Below are 19,836 nucleotides of genomic sequence, written 5' to 3' on the forward strand. Positions count from 1 at the left end.
GATTTAAGTGGCTTTGTCCTTATGTGTAGTTGTGTGGATAACGTTAGAAAGAATCAGAAAGTTTATTTGAACACAAAAAACTGCATCTTATTTATAAATAAAATGCAGTTAATTAAGAGTGTAAACTATTGATTTTGAGATAGATAATTTTTATTTCTTGTCCATTCCTAATTTACTTTTAAGAGCATTTAAGGCATCTTTTTCTGGGTCAATGCCAAGAGCCTTATTTACTTTTTCGTTCAAAATAGGGTCATTTTTGGCTGTATCCTTTCCAAAATCCTCATACAAATCTCCCAAAACCTCATCTTTCTGAATTTTGGCTTTCATTCGTTCTATCATCGAAATTGTTTCTGAAGAATCAGGCATCTTGACACGCTGTTTCTCTTTGATAGTCTTTACAGTTTGGGCGTGATTTTGAATTTTGTCTTGAAGTTTGCCTAATTCTGCCAGTTGATTCAAAGCACCATCAGCCATTTGTTTTGAGCGTTCTTGTTCCTTCAAAAGTTCCATAGCTAGACTGTTTGCTTCATTCCACTCCAAACTGCCATCTTGTGCTTTTGCTATAATTCTTTTAGCTTTATTTTCTGCATCCTTTTCCTTTTCTTGATAAAACTCATAATCTTTTCTAGTGCGAATAACAGCAGCTTTTACTTCTGCTAGTGCTTCCAAAGATTCATTCAAATTAGCAGTATCAAAAATTTTCTCGTAGCTAGTTGAAGAAAACGTAGATTTATAGATAGGCTTTTCTTGAGACACACGACTGTGCGTCTTTACTGGCTCAACAGGTTTAGTTTTTAGTTCTATTACAGGCTCTTCTTTAGATGCACGACTAGACTCTTTTTGAGATGCACGACTGTGCATCTTTACAGGTTCATCTTTTTTTTCAGAGTCAGAAGTGGTAGAATTTGTTTGGAATTTTTCAGAATTATACAAATCAATATACCAATTAATTGTTTTGGTAAGAGCTGTATCAAAATCTGTATCTGCTTTCCAATCTAGCTCATTTTCTATCTTTGAAGAATCAATGGCATAACGCAAATCGTGTCCTGGACGGTCTTTTACAAAGGTCATTAAATCTTCATACTTACCTGTTTCTTTTGGCTTAATGGTATCTAACAACGAACAGATTTTTTTAGCTAAATCTAGGTTGTTCCACTCATTATTTGAGCCAATATTATACGATTCTCCTTTTTCTCCTTTATGAAATGCTTTATCAATTCCTTTTGCATGGTCAAGAACATAGAGCCAATCTCTAATATTTTGTCCATTTCCATAAATTGGAATAGGCTGATTAGAAAGAGCTTTTCTGATAATGGTAGGAATTAGTTTTTCGTGATGCTGTTTTTCACCAAAGTTATTTGAACAGTTTGTAATCACAACATCAAATCCGTAGGTATGAAAATAACTTCTAACAATCAAATCACTTCCTGCCTTTGAGGCACTATATGGGCTATTGGGTGCATACGGCGTAGTTTCTGTAAAAAAGCCAGTTTCTCCTAAAGTTCCATATACCTCATCTGTCGAAACGTGCAAGAAACGAGTATCTTCATAGCCTTTTTTATAAGAAAATGGTGCATCTTGCCAGTGCTTACGAGCTACATCGATGAGCGTAAAAGTTCCATGGACATTTGTTCTGACAAAAGCCTCTGGGTCTGTGATAGAATTATCGACGTGTGATTCGGCAGCAAAATGAATAACTCCCTTGATATCGTGCTTGGTAAACAGATGTTCTACTAACTGACGATTGACAATATCTCCTTTTACAAATTCGTAACGAGGATTCTCTTCCACCTCACTCAAGTTTTCTAAATTGCCAGCGTAGGTCAGCAAATCCAAATTAATGACTTTGTAATCTTTGTGCGTATCTAAAAAATAAGGAATAAAATTAGAACCAATAAAACCAGCTCCACCAGTTACCAAAATTGCTTTCATAGAATGTATAGTTTGAATTTTTGATTTGTGAAAGCTAAGATAAGGAAGTTTTTAGAACTCTATATTGCAGCCATCAAATTATTTTTTAATAAAGATGATTGGGAAGGTAAAATAGATTAGGAACTACTTCTTTTTTCGGGCAGTTTTTATCCTCAACGACGCTGAAAAGCTCGTTGAGAGTTACAAAAAATGACAAAACTAACCGTCGTTGAGGCTCAAATGCAGCCGTCAACGAGGATTTCGCAAATAGTAGGGTAGAGTAACTGATTTGTGCAAGTTCTGCCAAATGAGGTTGTGTAATACCAAACTGTTGCCTTCTGTTTTTTTATCTTTTACCAAACTCTTCAACTAACATTGTAATGTGATTTTTTGTATAAAAAAAGCGTTTATTTTCTAGTTTATCAAGTGAAATCATATTATAGTGTGGTTTTTATTTTTTTCTTTGAGGGTTCTTTGGCTTTTTGGAGCATGTTTTTTGGGTTGGGAAAATATGCGCCAAAAGATATACTATTGTTTTTAGAGCATATCAAAAAAATGAAAATAAATGATACGTGGATGTAAGCTGAAATTACTAAAAAATCACAGACCATAAATAGACATGTTACGTACATAACAGGAAGTTACGGTTTAACCTTTCATATTTTTCAGTTTTTGTAAAAAGCTTTCTAATGCATCGTTATTCTCTTCTCCTTTAGATTTATCAAGTGTGATTCCTCTTTCCTTCATCATTCTTTTTAGTTTCATTTTTTCTTTAAACGTTGGTTTTTTAGATAACATAGTTTCAAATGTAGGTGCATCTGCTTGAAAACCTGCTTTTTCCAAATCTTTAAAGTACTTTTTTGCTTCTATGTAATTTGGGGCATGACGTATCATAAACTGATACGTCCCTATTATTGAAGTTTTTTGATACTCTTGCAATAATAAACTATAATACTTTTTAGCTGTTGAATAACGATATTTTTTATCTTGTATATGAATACAATTTGCTATCATGTTATGATAAATGTGTATTGAAGATTTTAGTTTCTTTTCTTGATTTTCTTTAAACCAACGGAGAGCAGTTTTATAATCTGGACTTTTACCAATTAAGTTGTTGTAAGTATCTATGTCTGACTTTAAGTTTTTCTTTTGACTTTCTTCGAGCCAATTTAAAGCAGTTCTATAATCTGGACTTTTACCAATTAGGTTGTTGTAAGTCGTCATTGTTAGCTCTAAGTCTTTTTCTTGACTTTCTCTGAACCAATTTAAAACAGTTCTATAATCTGTACTTTTGGTGATTAGTATATTATACATCTCTACTATTGGTTCTAACTTTTTTTCTTGACTTTCATCGAACCAATTTAAAGCAGTTCTATAATCTGGAGTTTTACTAATTAGGTTGTTGTAAGTCGTTATTGTTGGCTCTAAGCCTTTTTCTTGACTTTCTTTGAACCAATGGAGAGCAGTTTTGTAATCTAAACTTTGAGAAATTAAGTTGTTGTAAATATCTATGTCTATCTCTAAGTTTTTCTCTTGACTTTCTTTAAACCAATGAAGGGCAGTTTCATAATCTGGACTTTTACCAGCTAAGTTGTTATAAACAATTTCGTTAGGATGTATTTTAAGTTCTAGTAAAGATTTATAAAAATCATAGGCAACCTTATAGTTGGGAGATAAACCTATGAGAATAGCAAATACATCTGCTTGTGCTATATTTTCATCGTCAAGGTGTGTAATAACACCATTTTTATATTTTTTAGTGTTTTCATCTTCAATGTAAAACAAATCAAAAGCCTCAATATACTTTTTGAAAGTTATCAGAGCTAAAATGGCTTCTACCGAAACCTCTTGTCTTTCTTTGGCTTTCCCCCCTATTTCTTGTGCTTGCGTAATTAGTTGTTGGGCTAATTTTTTATCATAAGCACAGGTAGTAGCAGTTTGAGCTGCTAAAAAAATATTATGTTCACTAATTTTTAAAATGAAATCATATCTTTCTTCACTTTCTAATAAATGTGCAAAGTAACGAATTGAGTTATGATATTTGGGGTTTTCTATCTTTTGAGCTAAGTTTTTCATAAATCTAAAATGATACGTTCTTGTAGTGTGTAAAAGAACCCAATGTAAATACTGTGAGAAAAACGATACTTTTCTTCTATCTTCTCTAAAATATCTAATTGATTACAAATATCTAGTACGTAGGGTAAATCTAAGGAAAAACCATATTTATTTTTTACTTCTGCAAATTGATTGAGTGCTTTGTTTTTTGTGAAAACTGGATTTTTTTCACTACTCCCTTCTATCATCTCCTCTAGAATATGATAAGCCAAATTTGCCAATACTCTGTCTATGTTCTCACGATTACGCTCATTAAAATTATCATCTTTCTTTTCCATGTACTCACGGTCATATAAAGACTGTATGAAAGCATAGACAATTGCACCTTCTCCATCTGGTACTTTGCCTGTATCTTTAACTATTTCAATCAGTTTACTAAACATAAAATATTGCCTCAAAATACTTTTTAGATTTTGGTCATTATTCATTGCTTCTTTGATTTTTCCTGCTACTTCTGGTAAGCCTTTAGTGTTTTTAAGTAAAAACTCATCCAATTCATCATCGTTCATTCTTTGAAGTATAAAAACAGGCATATTGCGAAAAGGGTTATCACTACTCCTTGAAGAGAGGATAAAGAAGTTTTCTGGGTATTGCTCTAGGAGTTCTTCAATCTCTTTCATTCTTTTGCTTTTGACGTATTCTGGAGTTTCGTTCAAAGCGTCTATAAAAAGATTAATTTTGCCTTCTTTGAGTTCATTTTCTAAATATTCTTCTCCTACCAATACTTGCTTTTCAATTTCTTTGAGCATATACTGCTTGAGACTTTTTTCTGTATTAGTGAGTAATCCCATTTGTAAGAAAATAGGTAGATTGATAGAGTTATCTCTTAATTTACGTTTAGCATCTGTATAAGCTAAGTATTCTAGAGTGGTACTTTTACCCATTCCTGCATCTGCCCAAATTAACATTTTCCCTTCTGTTACTTCTCCATTTTTGCGTAATTCTTCAATCGTACCCTTCCTTTTTTCTACTTCTTCCTCATGTATGGCAATATTTCTTTCTTTTATGTTGCGAGAAAGTTTCAAATCTTCTTCTGAACGAATCTGCACATACTTTTTAAAACGTGTGATAAAGTTTTCTTTTACAGCTTTCAAGTAAGGAGATAAATCTAAAGCATTTTGTTCTTTGATTTTATCTTGTAAATCATTGAGATAGTGTTCTGTAATGGCTAAATAGGCTATCACAACACTTTTTATGTCTTCATAAGAACTACCAATATCATTAAGTTTTTTGACAAAGGTTGGATAAGTAATTTCTTCTTTTTTGTGTGAAAAAGCATTTCTTAAATCATAAATAGTTTTGAGTTCTTTACCATAAGAAATACGATTTACAAAATATGTGGGCTTTTGTTTAGGATTAGGATGCTTAGGGTCTGTAAAGAAATTGTTTCGAACTTCTCTTGAATTTAGAGGTATATCATCAAAAAAACGATTGAATAAATAACCTAATGTACCTGTGGGAATATTATTAGGAGTAAGTAATTCATAAAGGTTTCTAAAAAAACCTTCAATATCTCCTACAATATCTTTGAGAGCTTCTGGAAATTTTCCGAATTTTTCCTCAATATAGCGAGTTTCTAAACCTCTACGTATTCCTGCAAGATTATTACTCTTATTTCCCCTATCACTAATTTTGAGAACTTCTAAAAAGGTATCAATTACATTATCATCAAAGAGATTATCAATATCCTTTCTTATGCCTTCTTTTATATCCTGCCAATTTGTTTTCATAGGTTTTTGAAGTTAAGAACCACATAGTTTTTTTTGCAGCACAGTGTAATTTACGTAAGTTCATAATAAGGTACAAAAAAACATTGATTGTTTATTACAAATGCGAATAAGGAATTAAATTAAAAATTCTTTTCTTTTTACTCTTTGATTTTTTCGGCATAAGTAATTTACTTGAAACATGAATATATAATTTTAGCACTCTAAATATAATAAATATTTATGAAATATTAATAAAAAAACCAAACCACCTCAAAAAAAGAGATAGTTTGGTTTCATTATTTCTAAAAAGAAGAAAAACTAAATATTAAGCACCTTATTTTGCATCGTGAAATTGCTCTTCTTCCGTCGAACCTTTCAAGGCAGCAGTAGATAAGCCTTCGCCTACGATAGCTTGTGCTACTTGGTCAAAATAACCTGCACCTACAAAACGTTGGTGTTTAGTTCCTGTGTAGCCTTTTTCTTCGTAATCAAACTCCATATCTTGAAGACGAGAGTAAGCAGCCATTCCTTCTGCTTTATACTTCAATGCTAAATCATACATTCCCATATTTAAGCTATGGAAACCTGCAAGCGTTACGAATTGGAATTTGTAACCCATCTCGCCAAGTTGTTTTTGGAAAGTAGCGATAGTGTCTTTGTCTAGGTTAGCCGTCCAGTTGAATGAAGGCGAACAGTTATACGCTAATAATTTACCTGGGAATTTTTCGTGTATTTTTTCTGCAAAATAACGAGCTTCTTCTACATCTGGCTTTCCTGTTTCACACCAAACTACATCAGCATACGGAGCATACGCCAAACCACGAGCTACGGCAGCTTCAATTCCACCTTTCAAAACAAAAAATCCTTCTGCTGTACGAGGCTCATCAGCAATAAATTCTCTATCTACTTCGTCAATATCACTTGTAATCAAGAACGAACCGTTTGCATCTGTACGAGCAATCAAAACAGTAGGAACATCCAAAACGTCAGCAGCCAAACGAGCAGCTTTTAGTTTTTGTACAGCTTCTTTAGTAGGAACTAGTACTTTTCCTCCCATGTGTCCACATTTTTTGGCAGAAGAAAGTTGGTCTTCAAAGTGTACACCTGCTGCACCTGCTTCAATCATTCCTTTCATAAGCTCAAAAGCATTCAAAACACCACCAAAACCAGCTTCTGCATCAGCTACGATTGGAGCTAACCAGTGTACAGAGTTTGCGTCTTCTGCCTGTTCGATTTGGTCAGCACGCAAAAGTGCATTGTTTACACGAGTTACCATTTTTGGAACGCTATCAGCAGGGTACAAACTTTGGTCTGGGTACATTTGACCAGCATTGTTTCCGTCTGCTGCTACTTGCCATCCACTCATATAAATTGCTTTCAAACCAGCTTTTACTTGTTGTACGGCTTGGTTTCCAGAAATTGCTCCTAATGAATTTACGTAAGGCTCATTATTGATAAGATCCCACAAACGCTCTGAACCCATACGTCCTAGTGTATGCTCTACTTTTACAGAACCACGTAATTTAGCTACATCTTCTCCTGTATAATCTCTAGTAACACCTTTCCAACGTGGCGAGTTTGCCCATTCGTTTTCTAATTCTGCTGCACTTCTGTGAGCGTATTTGTTCGACGTTCCGTTTTGCTTAGACATAGTTTTTCAGTTTTATAGTTACCAGTAAATAGTTTCTAGTAACCTGTTTTTGAATTGTTTTTTATTAATTATTTATAGAAAGGTGTGTGTTTGTGCTTTTCGATTTATTGTGTGTCCAGTTAAGGATTTTGGTTTTTCTTTATAGTAGGGACAATGCATGCATTGTCCCTACGCATACATTTTTATATCAAATGATAGGCTTCTGTTGTCAAAAAGTCTTTGTATTCTTTAGTGAAAACTAATCCTTCCATAAGCTCTTTTGCTTTTGGAAATTTTGAGTTTTCGAAGTCAAAGTTTGGATACTGAGCAGCCTCATTTTTGATAGACTGATACTCTTCTTCCATACATTTTCTTAAATATTCTTCTGTAATTTCTGTTCCATCTGCTAGTTTTGCATTTGGATTATTGAGCCATTGCCAAAGCTGCGTTCTTGAAATTTCGGCAGTTGCTGCATCTTCCATCAAATTAAAAATTGCTGCTGCACCTACTCCATCAAGCCAAGAAGCAATGTAACGAATACCTACATTGAAGTTCATTCTGACACCTGCATCAGTAATTTTTCCTCCTTCAATATCAAAATTGGTAAGCTCTTTTACCATTTCTTCAACATCTACATCTTCTCTCAAACGGTCTTTTTGGTTGGGCTTGTCGCCAAATTTAGCATCAAAAACATCTTTTGCTACTTTTACCAAATCTGGGTGTGCTACCCATGAGCCATCAAAACCATCGTTTGCCTCACGTTCTTTGTCTTTTCTTACTTTTTCGAAGGCTTGTTTGTTAATTTCTTCATCGTGGCGTGTTGGAATAAAAGCAGACATTCCACCGATAGCGTGTGCGCCTCGTGTATGACAACCTCTTACCAAAAGCTCTGTGTAAGCCTTCATAAACGGAACAGTCATCGTAATTTCTCCACGGTCAGGCAAAGGGTTTTTGACTACATTTCTAAATTTTTTGATAGCAGAGAAAATATAATCCCAACGCCCTGCATTGATTCCTGCCATGTGGTCTTTGAGTTCATATAGAATTTCTTCAATCTCAAAAGAAGCCATAATGGTTTCTAAAAGAACTGTTGCTTTGATCGTTCCTTGAGGAATGTCCAAATAATTTTGAGCAAAAACAAAAGCTTCATTCCATAAACGAGCTTCTAAGTGAGATTCTATTTTTGGAAGATAAAAATAAGGTCCTGAACCACGCTTGACAAGTTCTTTTGCATTATGAAACATATACAATCCAAAATCAAAAAGACCTCCAGAGATTGGTTTTCCATCGATGAGCAAATTCTTTTCGTTCAAATGCCAACCACGAGGACGAACCAATAAAACAGCCGTTTCTTCATTTAGCTTGTAGTCTTTGTTCTTTTTTGCATCGTGAAATGTAATCGTTTTACGAATAGCGTCATAAGAATTTATCTGACCCTGTACAGCATTTTCCCACGTTGGAGAATTAGAGTCTTCAAAATCTGCCATAAAGATATTTGCACCAGAATTAAGTGCATTTATCATCATTTTTCTTTCTACAGGACCTGTAATTTCTACTCTACGGTCTTGTAAATCTTTTGGAATTGGAGCAACTTTCCAGTTTTTATCTTCTCTAATATGCTTTGTTTCTTCTAAGAAAGTAGGCATATTTCCTTTGTCTATTTCTGCTTGTCTTTGATTTCTTTTTTCTAATAATTCGTGACGACGAGCATCAAATTTTTTGTGTAATTCGGCTAGAAAAACAAATGCTTCTGGCGTTAATATGTTTTCAAATTCGGGCGTAATGTTCCCTTTCACTTCCAAGTTTGCTTGGAGGTCAGACTTTGTATTTGACATAATTGAATGTGTTGATAATTTTTTGAATGAAATATATATATTTCTGTAATAAAAGCTCTTGTAGTAAGAAGTTGAGTGAGGGCAGTCTTTACAAATAAAGCGACAAAAAAGTAGCGTAGTTTGGAAATCAAACCACAAAGTAGCTTATGTACTAATTTAATAAAAGAATTTGCGTCTAAGTAAATAACGTTTTTCTTTATAAGTTTTGAATCTGCAACCTGTATCACAAAACGGTGTGTTAGTGAGTTATTATAAGTAAATCAGAATTGATATGAAAATAATTCTGAAAATTAAAATTAAAACAGAACACTAAAAACCCTTAATTTAACTTTATTCTTAAATAAAAAAAATAAAGCGATTTTATTTATAGTAAAGATAATTTAGAAAAGGATTAACTTTGTTAAGAATAGATTACTAACAAGTCAATAAACAATTTCGTTTTTCTAAATTTGTTATGCGTGCAGCGTATTTATTGGTATTTTGCTCAAATAACGTCAATTATTTGTATAAAAGCAAATAATGCTTATAAAAAATTGGGTGTTTTTTTGTATTTACAAGTTTTTTTTCATTGATATTATAAATTTAGTTTTAACCAAATTTTAATACAAAGACTTTGAAGGAAAGTGATTAACTCAAATAGCTTACTGATGTTACGCAACAATGCTCTATTAAGCTGGGAAATTCTGTTCCGTAGGAACTACATATTGGTAAAAATAAAAATGTAATCTTTCTCCTGTTTCGTTAGGAACTTCATAGGTAGCAAATCTATATAACTCCTACGGAGTATAATGGAAACAAAACTCTATTTTCTACCAATATGAAACTCCTACGGAGTGAATAAAGTTAGCTAAGTTGCACAATAGCATTGTATTCAGACGTTTTGTGTAACATCAGTAGCTTAACTATCACATAAAAAAACTCCTTATCTTTTAAAAATAAGGAGTTTTTAGTGTTTAAGAAAAATAGAAAATTAATCAAATCTTGAACGAACAAACCATCTATCACTAATAGAAATCCCTAAACCAAACTTAACATATCTTTCTTGAATATTATCTAAACTTCCACGCTGACCAATTGCACCATATAAATTGAGAGAAGAAAAATTATTTTTGACAGGAAGAGACAAACCAATACTCAAACTCATATCTTCAATAGGCTCACCATTTACTACCAATGGCGTTTGAGAATATGAAAAACCAGCTCGGTAAGTTGTTCGTGCTAAATAATTTGAGTTACGAACATTTGGCGTGATTTCTCCACCCACACTAATTTTATAACTGCTTTGAAGGCTATTATTTCCTACAATAGTAGAGTTATTTGAGACACTCCAATCTTGCATACTATAATCTATTCCAAAGCTATATGCTGTATTTTGAGTACCTGATGCAGCTTCTAAGTAACCACGCTGTAAGCTAATACCGAATGTAAAAGCATCTGGGATTTGAATAGATTCTTTCTTTTCTGAAAAAAGAGTATCTCCATCAACAACTAAATCTGTAAAAGTTTTGCGTTCGAAAGCTCTAAAATGAGTAGCATTAAAATCAGCAGCACCATCATAACTTACGCCTACATTAATCTGTGAATTATCGAAAACAGAAACAAAATAGTGTAACCCCAAACGGTATGTAAAATCGCCATAATTATAACGATCGTTGAGTTGAGCAAGAAATCCTCCTCTAAAATCGTCTAATGTTGCAGTAGAAGTATTACTGATTGCTCCAAAATTATAATTGACTTGTGCGCCTATTGAAAGATTTTGATAAATTTTGTGTCCTGTACTTAGGAAAACCTGCGATACACCTCCTGTTCCTGCATAATCATATTTTACAAAAGTGGGAGTGTTTTCTAAAAGTTGGTAGCTAACAGCGTTATAGTTTACAGAAGAAAAAGGCTGAAAACCAACATTGACAGCCATATTTTTATAAACTGGAAAAATAAGGGATAAATAACCCAAATTTCCCCCAAAATCATTTGTTTGGATAGCGTTTGTTTTCAAATCTTTATACTCTCCTACTCCAGCAGCCTCAAAAACAGTAAGTTTGTGATAACTCAAAAGGGCAGGATTTTGAAGGTTTGAAGATTTTACTGTTGGAAGGCTTACTCCCATTCCTCCCATTCCAAGATTGGAAATAGAACGTTGAGAAGAAATATCTCCTAATCCAATTCTTGAAAAAGGATTATTTGCCGTTTGAGCAAAAACAGAAAAAGAGGTAAATAAGATAAAAACAACTGCCAAAACAGAAGTAAATAATCTTGAACTAGAACGGAGATATAAATTAGTTGTCTTCATTATTTTTTATAAACTGGAAAATTCGTTGTAATCCTATCAAAACCAAATTTGATTCGATAGTCCATTTTGAATATAAGTGAGAGTTATTTGTAAAATTAATTAGATATTCTTCCCACCATTTTTTTAAAATTTTGGCATCGCCACCACAGATAACAATGTTTAATTTTGAATATAATTCTTTATTTATTTGATTCTGATAAAAATCAATAATTCCTTTTATTTCAGAAAGAAGTCCAAACTGAACACCACTTTGCATTGCTTCCTGCGTAGATGTTCCGATAGGAGTGGGCAGACTTTCACTTGGTTTAAACAAAGGTAGTTTTGCCGTAAAATGATTCAGTGCCTTAAAACGCATCTGCAAACCTAGTGAAATACTTCCTCCTTCATAAATTCCTTTTGATTGTTTCGTGTCGATAAAATCAAAGGTAATACAAGTTCCTGCATCAATTACTAAAGTAGGCTCTTTGATTGCTTCATTTTCTAAAAAAAAAGCTCCAATCACGGCAGCCAAACGGTCTTTTCCTAGTGTTTTAGGCGTTTTGTAATTATTTTGAATAGGCAAAGGCGTATTTTCGTCTAAAACTACTACGTCAATTCCTTTATTATCTGTTGCAATTTTTTCTGAATCTGAATTTGATTTTATGATTAATTTCAATTTCTGTTTCAAGTTTTCTACAAAAGAAAGTTCAATGTCTTCATTTTTTCTGACCGAACTAATAATAATTCCCTTTAGAGAACCTTTAAAGCTAGTTTTAATTTCGTTTATCCAATCTTCCAAATCATTGGTAGAAAGAGAATAACGCACTTCTAATAGCTCTTCATTTTCGAAGAGTGCAGCTTTGAGCGACGTATTTCCAAAATCTACTGCCAAAAGAAGCATAAAACCATTTTGTATAAAAAAACCTCATTTGTAAATCAAATAAGGTCGCAAATTTCGCTTTTTTGTAGCGAAATAGAAAATATATAGAGAAATTTAAGTAATAAATCAATTTTTTCTTCTCTTGAGCCTAAGTTTAGATTACTTTATCGCTCTGTATTTTCTACGTACAATTCCGTGTCTTCCTTGATACTCCATAATCAAAATAGTTTCTGTAAGCTCTCCTATTCTAGTTTCGATAGGGTGTGTTTGGCAATTAACATCTAGTAAAACTGTATCAGGCTTTGATTGAGAATAATTGCCAGAGCAATATGTTTTTCTATCCTCAAAACCTCTTTTTATATAAGAATTATCGTCTGAAAACTCTAATTCTTCTGTACATTTTAAAGATACTTTGCTCCATTTTTCATTGTAACTATCGTATGGGTCATAATTTCCAATATTTATCCACTTTCCTACTATTCCATTGTTTTGTGTTAAATCATAAGGAAGACTATCTTCTTTTTTACAAGACAAAAAAAGAAAAGACATAATAAAAATAAGAGAAAGAGATTTTAAGTTTAGTTTCATTGCTTTTTTATGTATTATAGGATTTAATAAAAAGTTTTACTCTTACTTGAAAGAGCCTCAAACCAATCAAAAAGGTTGCATAGTAGAAAGTTAAATTATAAATTTATTTATTAAATCTTATCACGGTTATTTTTGTATGTCAGTCTTCTAGACTGACCGTTAAGAATAAAAACTGTTTTTTGTGTTCAGGCAGGATGCCTGAACTACGTAAAATAAACTGAGATAATGTTTATTTCTTATACTGCTCTGTAATTGGATTTCTAAAATCACTTTGATTGAAAATAAGTAAATCATAAAAAAAGCATTCCATCAAAACGAATTTGATAAAATGCTTTCCTATTAATTCAAAAATAACTTTCTACATAAATTTCTCTTTAGCATCTTGCACAGCATATTTACGTTTGAGTTGAGCATCTACAACAGAAATAGTTACCATATTTACAATTTCACGAACCGAACTTCCAAGCTGTAAAATATGAACTGATTTTTTCATTCCCGTCAAGATAGGACCAATAGCTTCTGCACCGCTAATTTCTTGAATGAGCTTATAGGCAATATTTGCAGAGGCAAGGTTTGGAAAAATCAGAATATTAGGTTCTCCATCAGCAAGGTCAGAGAATGGATAATTTTCTTTCAAAATATCATTATTGAAAGCAATATTTGCCTGTATTTCTCCATCAGCAATAATATGAGGATATTGTTCTTTCATCATCTCTACTGCTTTTCTTACTTTTCTTGGCTCTTCATCATCTGATGAACCAAAATTAGAATACGATAAAAATGCTACTCGTGGTTCTAAGCCAAATTCTTTTACTGTATTGGAAGTCATGGCTGCAATTCCTACCAAATCTTCTGCTGTTGGGTTCGGAATCATTGTTGTATCTGCAAAGAAAATAGGACCTTTACGAGTAATCATCAAATAAATACCTGCTACTTTTCTATGGCTTTTATATGTTCCAACAACCTCCAAAGCAGGACGAATCGTATCTGAATATTTCCTAGAGAGACCTGAAATAAGTGCATCTGCATCTCCTTCTTCAAGCATCATTGCACCAAAGTAATTGCGTTCACGCATCGCTTTTTGAGCTTCATAATTATTAAAACCTCTACGCTTACGTTTTTGGAAAAATGTATTTGCATATCTTTCTATCAACTCATTCGAATCTTCACTTCGTGGGTCAATGATAGTAACATCATCTAGTTCTAAATTATTCTCTTCTATCAATCTTTTAATTCTACGTTTGTCTCCTAAAAGAATAGGCTCTGCAATTCCGTCATCTTTTACAATCTGTGCAGCCATCAAAATTTTGGCATTATCAGCTTCTGCAAAAACAACACGTTGAGGGTCTTGTTTTGCCATACTTACCAACCTGCGAATGATGCTTTGGTCTCTTCCCATTCTCTCCACAAGCTCACTTTCATATTTTTCCCAATTCTTAATCGGATTTTTGGCTACTCCACTTTCCATAGCTGCACGAGCTACGGCAGGAGCAACTGTTGTGAGAAGGCGAGGGTCTAATGGTTTAGGGATAATATAATCTCTACTAAATGAAATTGTCTGTTGATTATAAGCAATCTTGACAATATCAGGAACAGGTTCTTTGGCAAGTTGTGCTAACGCTTTTACGGCTGCTAGTTTCATTTGCTCATTGATTTCCGTAGCACGAACATCTAACGCACCTCTAAAAATAAACGGAAAACCAAGGACGTTATTTACTTGATTATTGTAATCTGAACGCCCAGTCGCCATAATAATATCCTGACGAGTTTTCATGGCAAGTTCGTAATTAATCTCTGGGTCTGGGTTGGCAAGAGCAAAAACAATCGCATCTTTAGCCATTGACAAGAGCATTTCGGCACTCATTACATCTGCTGTTGAAAGTCCCATAAAAACATCAGCACCTTTGAGAGCATCTTCTAATGTATGTGCATCTGTATTTGTTGCAAATATTTTTTTACTCTCGCTTAGGTTTTCTCTGTCTGTACGAATTACTCCTTTACTATCACAAACGATAATATTCTCACGAGTTACGCCCAAATCAACAAATATTTTCAGACATGAAATAGCTGAAGCACCTGCACCCGAAACGACTACTTTTATTTTATCAATATCTTTTTGAACCAGTTCTAATGAGTTTAATAGAGCAGCACCTGTTATAATTGCTGTTCCATGTTGGTCATCATGCATAATCGGAATATTGAGTTCTTCCTTCAAACGCTGTTCGATTTCGAAACACTCTGGAGCTTTAATATCTTCTAGATTTATTCCTCCAAAAGTAGGTTCTAATGCCTTGACGACGGTAATAAATTCTTCTACATTTTTTGTGTTTACTTCCAAATCAAAAACATCTATTCCTGCAAAAATTTTGAAGAGAACGCCTTTTCCTTCCATTACAGGTTTTGAGGCTTCGGGTCCTAGATTTCCCAAACCCAAAACGGCTGTTCCGTCCGAAATAACGGCAACTAAATTTCCTTTTGCTGTATATTTATAAACATTTTCAATATCTTTTGCAATTTCTTTACATGGTTCTGCAACCCCTGGAGAATAGGCTAACGCCAAATCTCGTTGTGTTTTTGTGGCAGTTGTTGGTATTACTTCTATTTTCCCTGGTTTGCCTTCGAAGTGGTAATCTAAGGCTTCCTGTTTTCTTATTTTGCTCATAAAAAATGTGTTTGTATGTGTAAGTTTGTAAATTCTGGTTTTATAACTGAAAGTTAATCAATTTATATCAATCTACTAAAAATGGTTTAGAAATAGAATATAAACGGATTAAGTTTGTTAGAATATACTTTTAATTTTTTTAGAGTTATGGACAAGAGACAACGAAGGATATTAAAGATAAAAAATAAAGATAAGAAGAGGAACACTTCTTCTGAATCAAACGATGTTTTAAAAATGATAAAAACAAAAAGAGTAGTGTTAGATTCATTTATGGATTACTTTACTCATTATGCTTTTACTCTCATCTTTGCAATATTTCCTCTTATGATAATAGTTTTTTCTTTGAAGGGCTTTACATTTAAGTGGGATTCTTTTTTGTTGTTTATCATTTCACTTTCTTTGTTTGGAGTAGCTTTTTTTATGCAGTATCACAGATTGAGATTTAAGCAAGTATCAACCACTATCTCTCTTGAAGATTTACATAAAATCATAAAAGAAACAGCAGTAGAACTAGATTGGCAAACAAGTTTAGTTGGAAAAGGTGCATTTGCAAGTACAAGACCTTCCTTTTGGTCAGGAAGTTGGGGAGAAGAAATAAAGATTTTTATAGATAAAAAAAATAATCAAGTGCTAGTAAATAGTATTTGTAGGCTAGATATGCGAAGTTCTGTATTTGCTGCTGGAAGAAACAGAAGAAACGAACAACGCCTAATAAGAAAGATAAAAGAATATGAAAAAGACAAATCCCAAACTACAAAAAAGTAATTTAGGATTTGAGGAGGTTTTAGAAGGAAATCAAAAATTGAGTTCATCAAAATTTTTAAAGTGTCCATTCATTTTTATTCTATCTTTTGTCCGTTCGACTTCTCTGATAATGGGAATGATATTTTCTAAATGTTTTGTGATAAGCTCTAACCGTTCGGCTTCATCTGTCATTCCAAGCAATTCGTATTCTTGCTCTAATGAAAGTCCGATTTTATGAGCAATCTTAAAAGACAAAAATTCTGTTTCTGTTGGCACGTCTGTTTTTGCTTTTACGAGTTGCCAAAGCTCTGTTATCTGAGTAATGACTTTTTCTTTATCCAAAAAAGTAGCAGTATCAGTATGAGTAATTCTTTCAATTTCTCCTCCTGCATAGAGTTTGTTAGGGGCAGGATTGGAATAAGTAAGAACCTTAAAAGCACCCACACACTTTGTTTTGATGTCCATTCTTCCATCTGGATGACGACGAGCAATTTCTATAAGTTCTACTTCTGCGCCATAATCTTGCAGTTTTTCATTCAAAAAGGGAGGAATGCCGAAAGTTTGTTTGTTTTCTATACAATCCAAAATCAGTTGCCTGTAACGAGGCTCAAAGACATGTAAATTAAGGGGTTCGTTTGGAAAAACGATTAAACTAAGAGGAAAGAGAGGTAACATTATTTTTTCTATCTAGTGAATACAAAACGTTTATATTAATGCTATTTCAATAGCTATTTTAGATTGTAGTTAAGTGATTTTCTAATAAATCATTTTATCAAATCATTTTATCAAATCATTTTATTGAGTCAATAATGCATTTACTCATCAAGACCACTAAAATATATACATCTATTCAAAAAAATAATTATTATTACCTAAGCTCTTTTTATGGTCTTTTGTTTAGAAAAAAAATGTCTCTACTCTATTTCTTTTTTTAATCTTGATATTACTCTCAAAATATCATCTTTAGATTCTATCCAAAAGATACTTTTATTATTCATTATCAAATTATATTCTTTCAAATTCAAAATGGCTTTTTGGGAGTAAGTAGAATCAAAAAAAGAAAGCTCTGGAAAAAGCAAAAGCAAACTATCAGCCTTTTGGTTTTTGATCTTTTGTAAGTCAGCAGGTAGTTTTTCTATAAAAATCCTTTGAAAGCTAATTTCTGTATTATCTTTTTTATGAATCAATGAATCTGAATTAGCTTGAAATAAATTTTCCAGAGCCACAAAAGACGAAGAACCCAAAGCCACTAAATAGATTTTTTCTTGATTGATAGAACCCTGTTTTTTTATTTTTTCTAAAGCTGCATCAATACTTTTTTGTTCGTCCTCAAACCTCCATTCATCAAGGTTTCCCTTACTATCTCCCACTCCTTTTTTTTCTATTCTCAATGTTGCAAAACCATTTTTGGTAAGTTTTTCTATCCAGTCATAAAATTTATAGTTATTCTTTTTGGTTCTATGTTTTATATATAATTCTTTTTCGATAGACTCGTTAGACGCTGAATTGAGAATAATAACTAATGGAAATTGAGTTATTTCTTGATTAGATTCACTTTCTGTTCCTCTAGGAAAAGTAAAAATAGTTCGTAGGCTTGTTTGATTATTATTTTGACTTGAATCCATAATTTCGATTTGGTCATACATTGTTTCGAAATAAAAATTACTTTCTCTAGGCAAAAATTGAAGAACTAAAGACGTATTTCTGACGGTATCATTTCTGACAAAAAATAGATTCAATGTATCATTTCCTCCTTTTGTTTTGATAAAATCTTGAAGTTCTTTTAGGTTGCTAAAATGAGTAGAATCAACAGCAATGATTACGTCTTTTTCTTCTAAACCTGCTCTGTCTGCTGCCGAATTAGGAAAGACTTTATAAATAATCACTCCTTTTTCAGCTTTCATTTTATAAGCCACACGAACAGCATTTGTAAGTGTTCCTAGCTCTGCTCCAACGAAAGCACTTCTATCCAAAACTTTGCTTTCCAAAGCAAAAGAAGAAGAGTCAGATTGGGCTAAAACTAAAGAAGAAAAAGAATAACTTATCACAAGAAGAAAGAGTATAAGACGCATAAAAATTAAAATCAGTAAGGTAATTTTTTGATTATAGGAAAGTAAATTTAAGATATATTTTCTAAGGATTTATTTTTGAAATAGAATTGTTTAACTTTGCCTTTCGATTCTCTGCAATCTTTCAACTAAACAATACTCTTTATTATGTCTTGGTTTCATCGAAAAGATAAAAATATTACCACGCCTACTAATGAAAAGCGTGATTCTCCAAATATGTGGTTCAAAACACCGAGTGGAACAATTATTCTCAAAAAAGAACTACGAGATAATAATTGGGTTTGTCCAGACGATAATCATCATTTGACTATTACTCCGACACAATATTTTGAGATTTTATTTGATGAGGGCAAGTACACAGAGATAAATACAAATCTTACTCCACTTAATCCACTCAATTTTAAGGATACCAAAACCTACGAACAGCGTATTGGTGAAGCTAATGCAAAATCGGGTGTCAATGAAGCTGCTCAATCTGCTTACGGTAAGATGAACGGAATTGATTTTATGGTAACTGCTATGAATTTTAAATACATTGGAGGTTCGATGGGTGCTGTTGTGGGAGAAAAAATTGCTCGTTCGGCTGATTATTGCCTTGAAAATAATATTCCTTTGATGGTCATTTCGCAATCAGGTGGCGCACGTATGATGGAAGCTGGTTTTTCATTGATGCAAATGGCAAAAACCTCTGCTAAGTTAGCTTTGCTTTCTGAAGCCAAAATTCCTTATATCTCTCTTCTTACTAACCCAACCACAGGAGGAGTAACGGCAAGTTTTGCGATGTTAGGAGATTTTAATATTGCCGAGCCTAATGCACTTATTGGTTTTGCAGGCCCTAGAGTAATCCGTGAGACTATCGGAAAAGACCTTCCTAAAGGTTTCCAAACATCAGAGTTTGTACAAGAACACGGTTTTTTAGATTTTATTGTAGATAGAAGAGAACTCAAGAAAAAATTAACTTCACTTTTAAAAATGGTTTGGGTTAATCCGAAGAAAGAAACTCCAAAAGCTGTAAAAAAGACAACAAGAAAGGCTAAGAAGTAAGAAATAATTGATGTTGAAAAGGAGAATAAGAAATTTAAGAGATAGTAAGGATTATCTGATTTTTTAGTTCTATAAAAATATGTGATATGAAAAAAATAACATATTTAGTTTTATTAACTCTAATTGGCTGTACATCGAAAACCAATAAGACAGAAAATATAAAAAAAATTGAAATAGATTCAATAAAGCCAGTTATTCAAATAGTTGATACAGTTATACAAGAACGTTTTATTGATTTTCCAATTCCAAAGCTTGATTCTATTTTTAAATTTTCTACGAGTTCAGGAATGGTTGCTAATTCTCCATCTAAAAAATTTTATAATCCAAATGACTCAGGAATATTTGTTTTTTATATACTCAATTATAGAAAAGCATAATAA

Annotated in this window: 15 protein-coding genes; 4 read left to right on the top strand and 11 right to left on the bottom strand. The window is 32.7% G+C overall.

The window, feature by feature from the left end:
* Positions 1-150: 150 nt before the first annotated feature.
* A complete protein-coding gene (rfbB, locus tag WAF17_RS12575) occupies positions 151-1,932 on the bottom strand; it encodes a dTDP-glucose 4,6-dehydratase (protein WP_338759920.1) in 1,782 nt (593 codons plus the stop codon).
* 405 nt (positions 1,933-2,337) lie between these two features.
* Here rfbB and WAF17_RS12580 point away from each other — a divergent pair, with 405 nt between their 5' ends.
* Positions 2,338-2,493, top strand: coding sequence for a hypothetical protein (locus WAF17_RS12580; protein ID WP_338759923.1), 156 nt, complete (start codon positions 2,338-2,340; stop codon positions 2,491-2,493).
* Between the two features lie 66 nt (positions 2,494-2,559).
* Here the strand turns inward: WAF17_RS12580 and WAF17_RS12585 are convergent, their stop codons facing one another.
* The 8 genes from WAF17_RS12585 to WAF17_RS12620 form a co-directional block, all read right to left on the bottom strand.
* Positions 2,560-3,987 carry a hypothetical protein gene (locus tag WAF17_RS12585; protein WP_338759926.1) on the bottom strand — a complete coding sequence of 476 codons (1,428 nt, stop codon included), beginning with the start codon at positions 3,985-3,987 and terminating at the stop codon, positions 2,560-2,562.
* On the bottom strand, positions 3,984-5,756 hold the full coding sequence (locus WAF17_RS12590) for a hypothetical protein (RefSeq protein WP_338759928.1): 1,773 nt from the start codon (positions 5,754-5,756) through the stop codon (positions 3,984-3,986). The genes WAF17_RS12585 and WAF17_RS12590 overlap by 4 nt, the downstream gene beginning before the upstream one ends.
* Before the next feature lie 313 nt (positions 5,757-6,069).
* Entirely contained in the window at positions 6,070-7,386 is a 1,317-nt protein-coding gene (aceA, locus tag WAF17_RS12595) for an isocitrate lyase (protein WP_338759931.1), read from the bottom strand.
* 182 nt (positions 7,387-7,568) lie between these two features.
* Positions 7,569-9,200, bottom strand: coding sequence for a malate synthase A (gene aceB / locus WAF17_RS12600; protein ID WP_338759934.1), 1,632 nt, complete (start codon positions 9,198-9,200; stop codon positions 7,569-7,571).
* Positions 9,201-10,170: 970 nt separating this feature from the next.
* Positions 10,171-11,490 (bottom strand): hypothetical protein, encoded by a 1,320-nt coding sequence (locus WAF17_RS12605; protein ID WP_338759936.1) that lies wholly within the window; start codon positions 11,488-11,490, stop codon positions 10,171-10,173.
* Positions 11,477-12,370 carry a type III pantothenate kinase gene (locus WAF17_RS12610; protein WP_338759938.1) on the bottom strand — a complete coding sequence of 298 codons (894 nt, stop codon included), beginning with the start codon at positions 12,368-12,370 and terminating at the stop codon, positions 11,477-11,479. The genes WAF17_RS12605 and WAF17_RS12610 overlap by 14 nt, the downstream gene beginning before the upstream one ends.
* A 138-nt stretch (positions 12,371-12,508) precedes the next feature.
* A complete protein-coding gene (locus tag WAF17_RS12615) occupies positions 12,509-12,937 on the bottom strand; it encodes a hypothetical protein (RefSeq protein WP_338759940.1) in 429 nt (142 codons plus the stop codon).
* A 358-nt stretch (positions 12,938-13,295) separates the two neighbouring features.
* A complete protein-coding gene (locus WAF17_RS12620; protein ID WP_338759942.1) occupies positions 13,296-15,599 on the bottom strand; it encodes an NADP-dependent malic enzyme in 2,304 nt (767 codons plus the stop codon).
* A 147-nt stretch (positions 15,600-15,746) separates the two neighbouring features.
* On the opposite strand from WAF17_RS12620, the gene WAF17_RS12625 reads away from it, so the two are divergent.
* Positions 15,747-16,364 carry a hypothetical protein gene (locus WAF17_RS12625; protein ID WP_338759945.1) on the top strand — a complete coding sequence of 206 codons (618 nt, stop codon included), beginning with the start codon at positions 15,747-15,749 and terminating at the stop codon, positions 16,362-16,364.
* A gap of 30 nt (positions 16,365-16,394) precedes the next feature.
* Here the strand turns inward: WAF17_RS12625 and WAF17_RS12630 are convergent, their stop codons facing one another.
* Together WAF17_RS12630 and WAF17_RS12635 are read right to left on the bottom strand one after the other, a co-directional pair.
* Entirely contained in the window at positions 16,395-17,018 is a 624-nt protein-coding gene (locus WAF17_RS12630; RefSeq protein ID WP_338759948.1) for an LON peptidase substrate-binding domain-containing protein, read from the bottom strand.
* Between the two features lie 239 nt (positions 17,019-17,257).
* The gene (locus tag WAF17_RS12635) at positions 17,258-18,415 is read right to left on the bottom strand and encodes a PDZ domain-containing protein (RefSeq protein WP_338759950.1); all 1,158 of its coding nucleotides are present in this window, start codon (positions 18,413-18,415) and stop codon (positions 17,258-17,260) included.
* 144 nt (positions 18,416-18,559) lie between these two features.
* Between WAF17_RS12635 and accD the strand changes: the two genes are divergently transcribed.
* Entirely contained in the window at positions 18,560-19,456 is an 897-nt protein-coding gene (gene accD / locus WAF17_RS12640; RefSeq protein WP_338759953.1) for an acetyl-CoA carboxylase, carboxyltransferase subunit beta, read from the top strand.
* Positions 19,457-19,542: 86 nt separating this feature from the next.
* On the top strand, positions 19,543-19,833 hold the full coding sequence (locus tag WAF17_RS12645; protein ID WP_338759956.1) for a hypothetical protein: 291 nt from the start codon (positions 19,543-19,545) through the stop codon (positions 19,831-19,833).
* Positions 19,834-19,836: the final 3 nt, after the last annotated feature.

Origin of the sequence: Bernardetia sp. ABR2-2B (assembly GCF_037126435.1) — a bacterium.
GTDB lineage: Bacteria > Bacteroidota > Bacteroidia > Cytophagales > Bernardetiaceae > Bernardetia.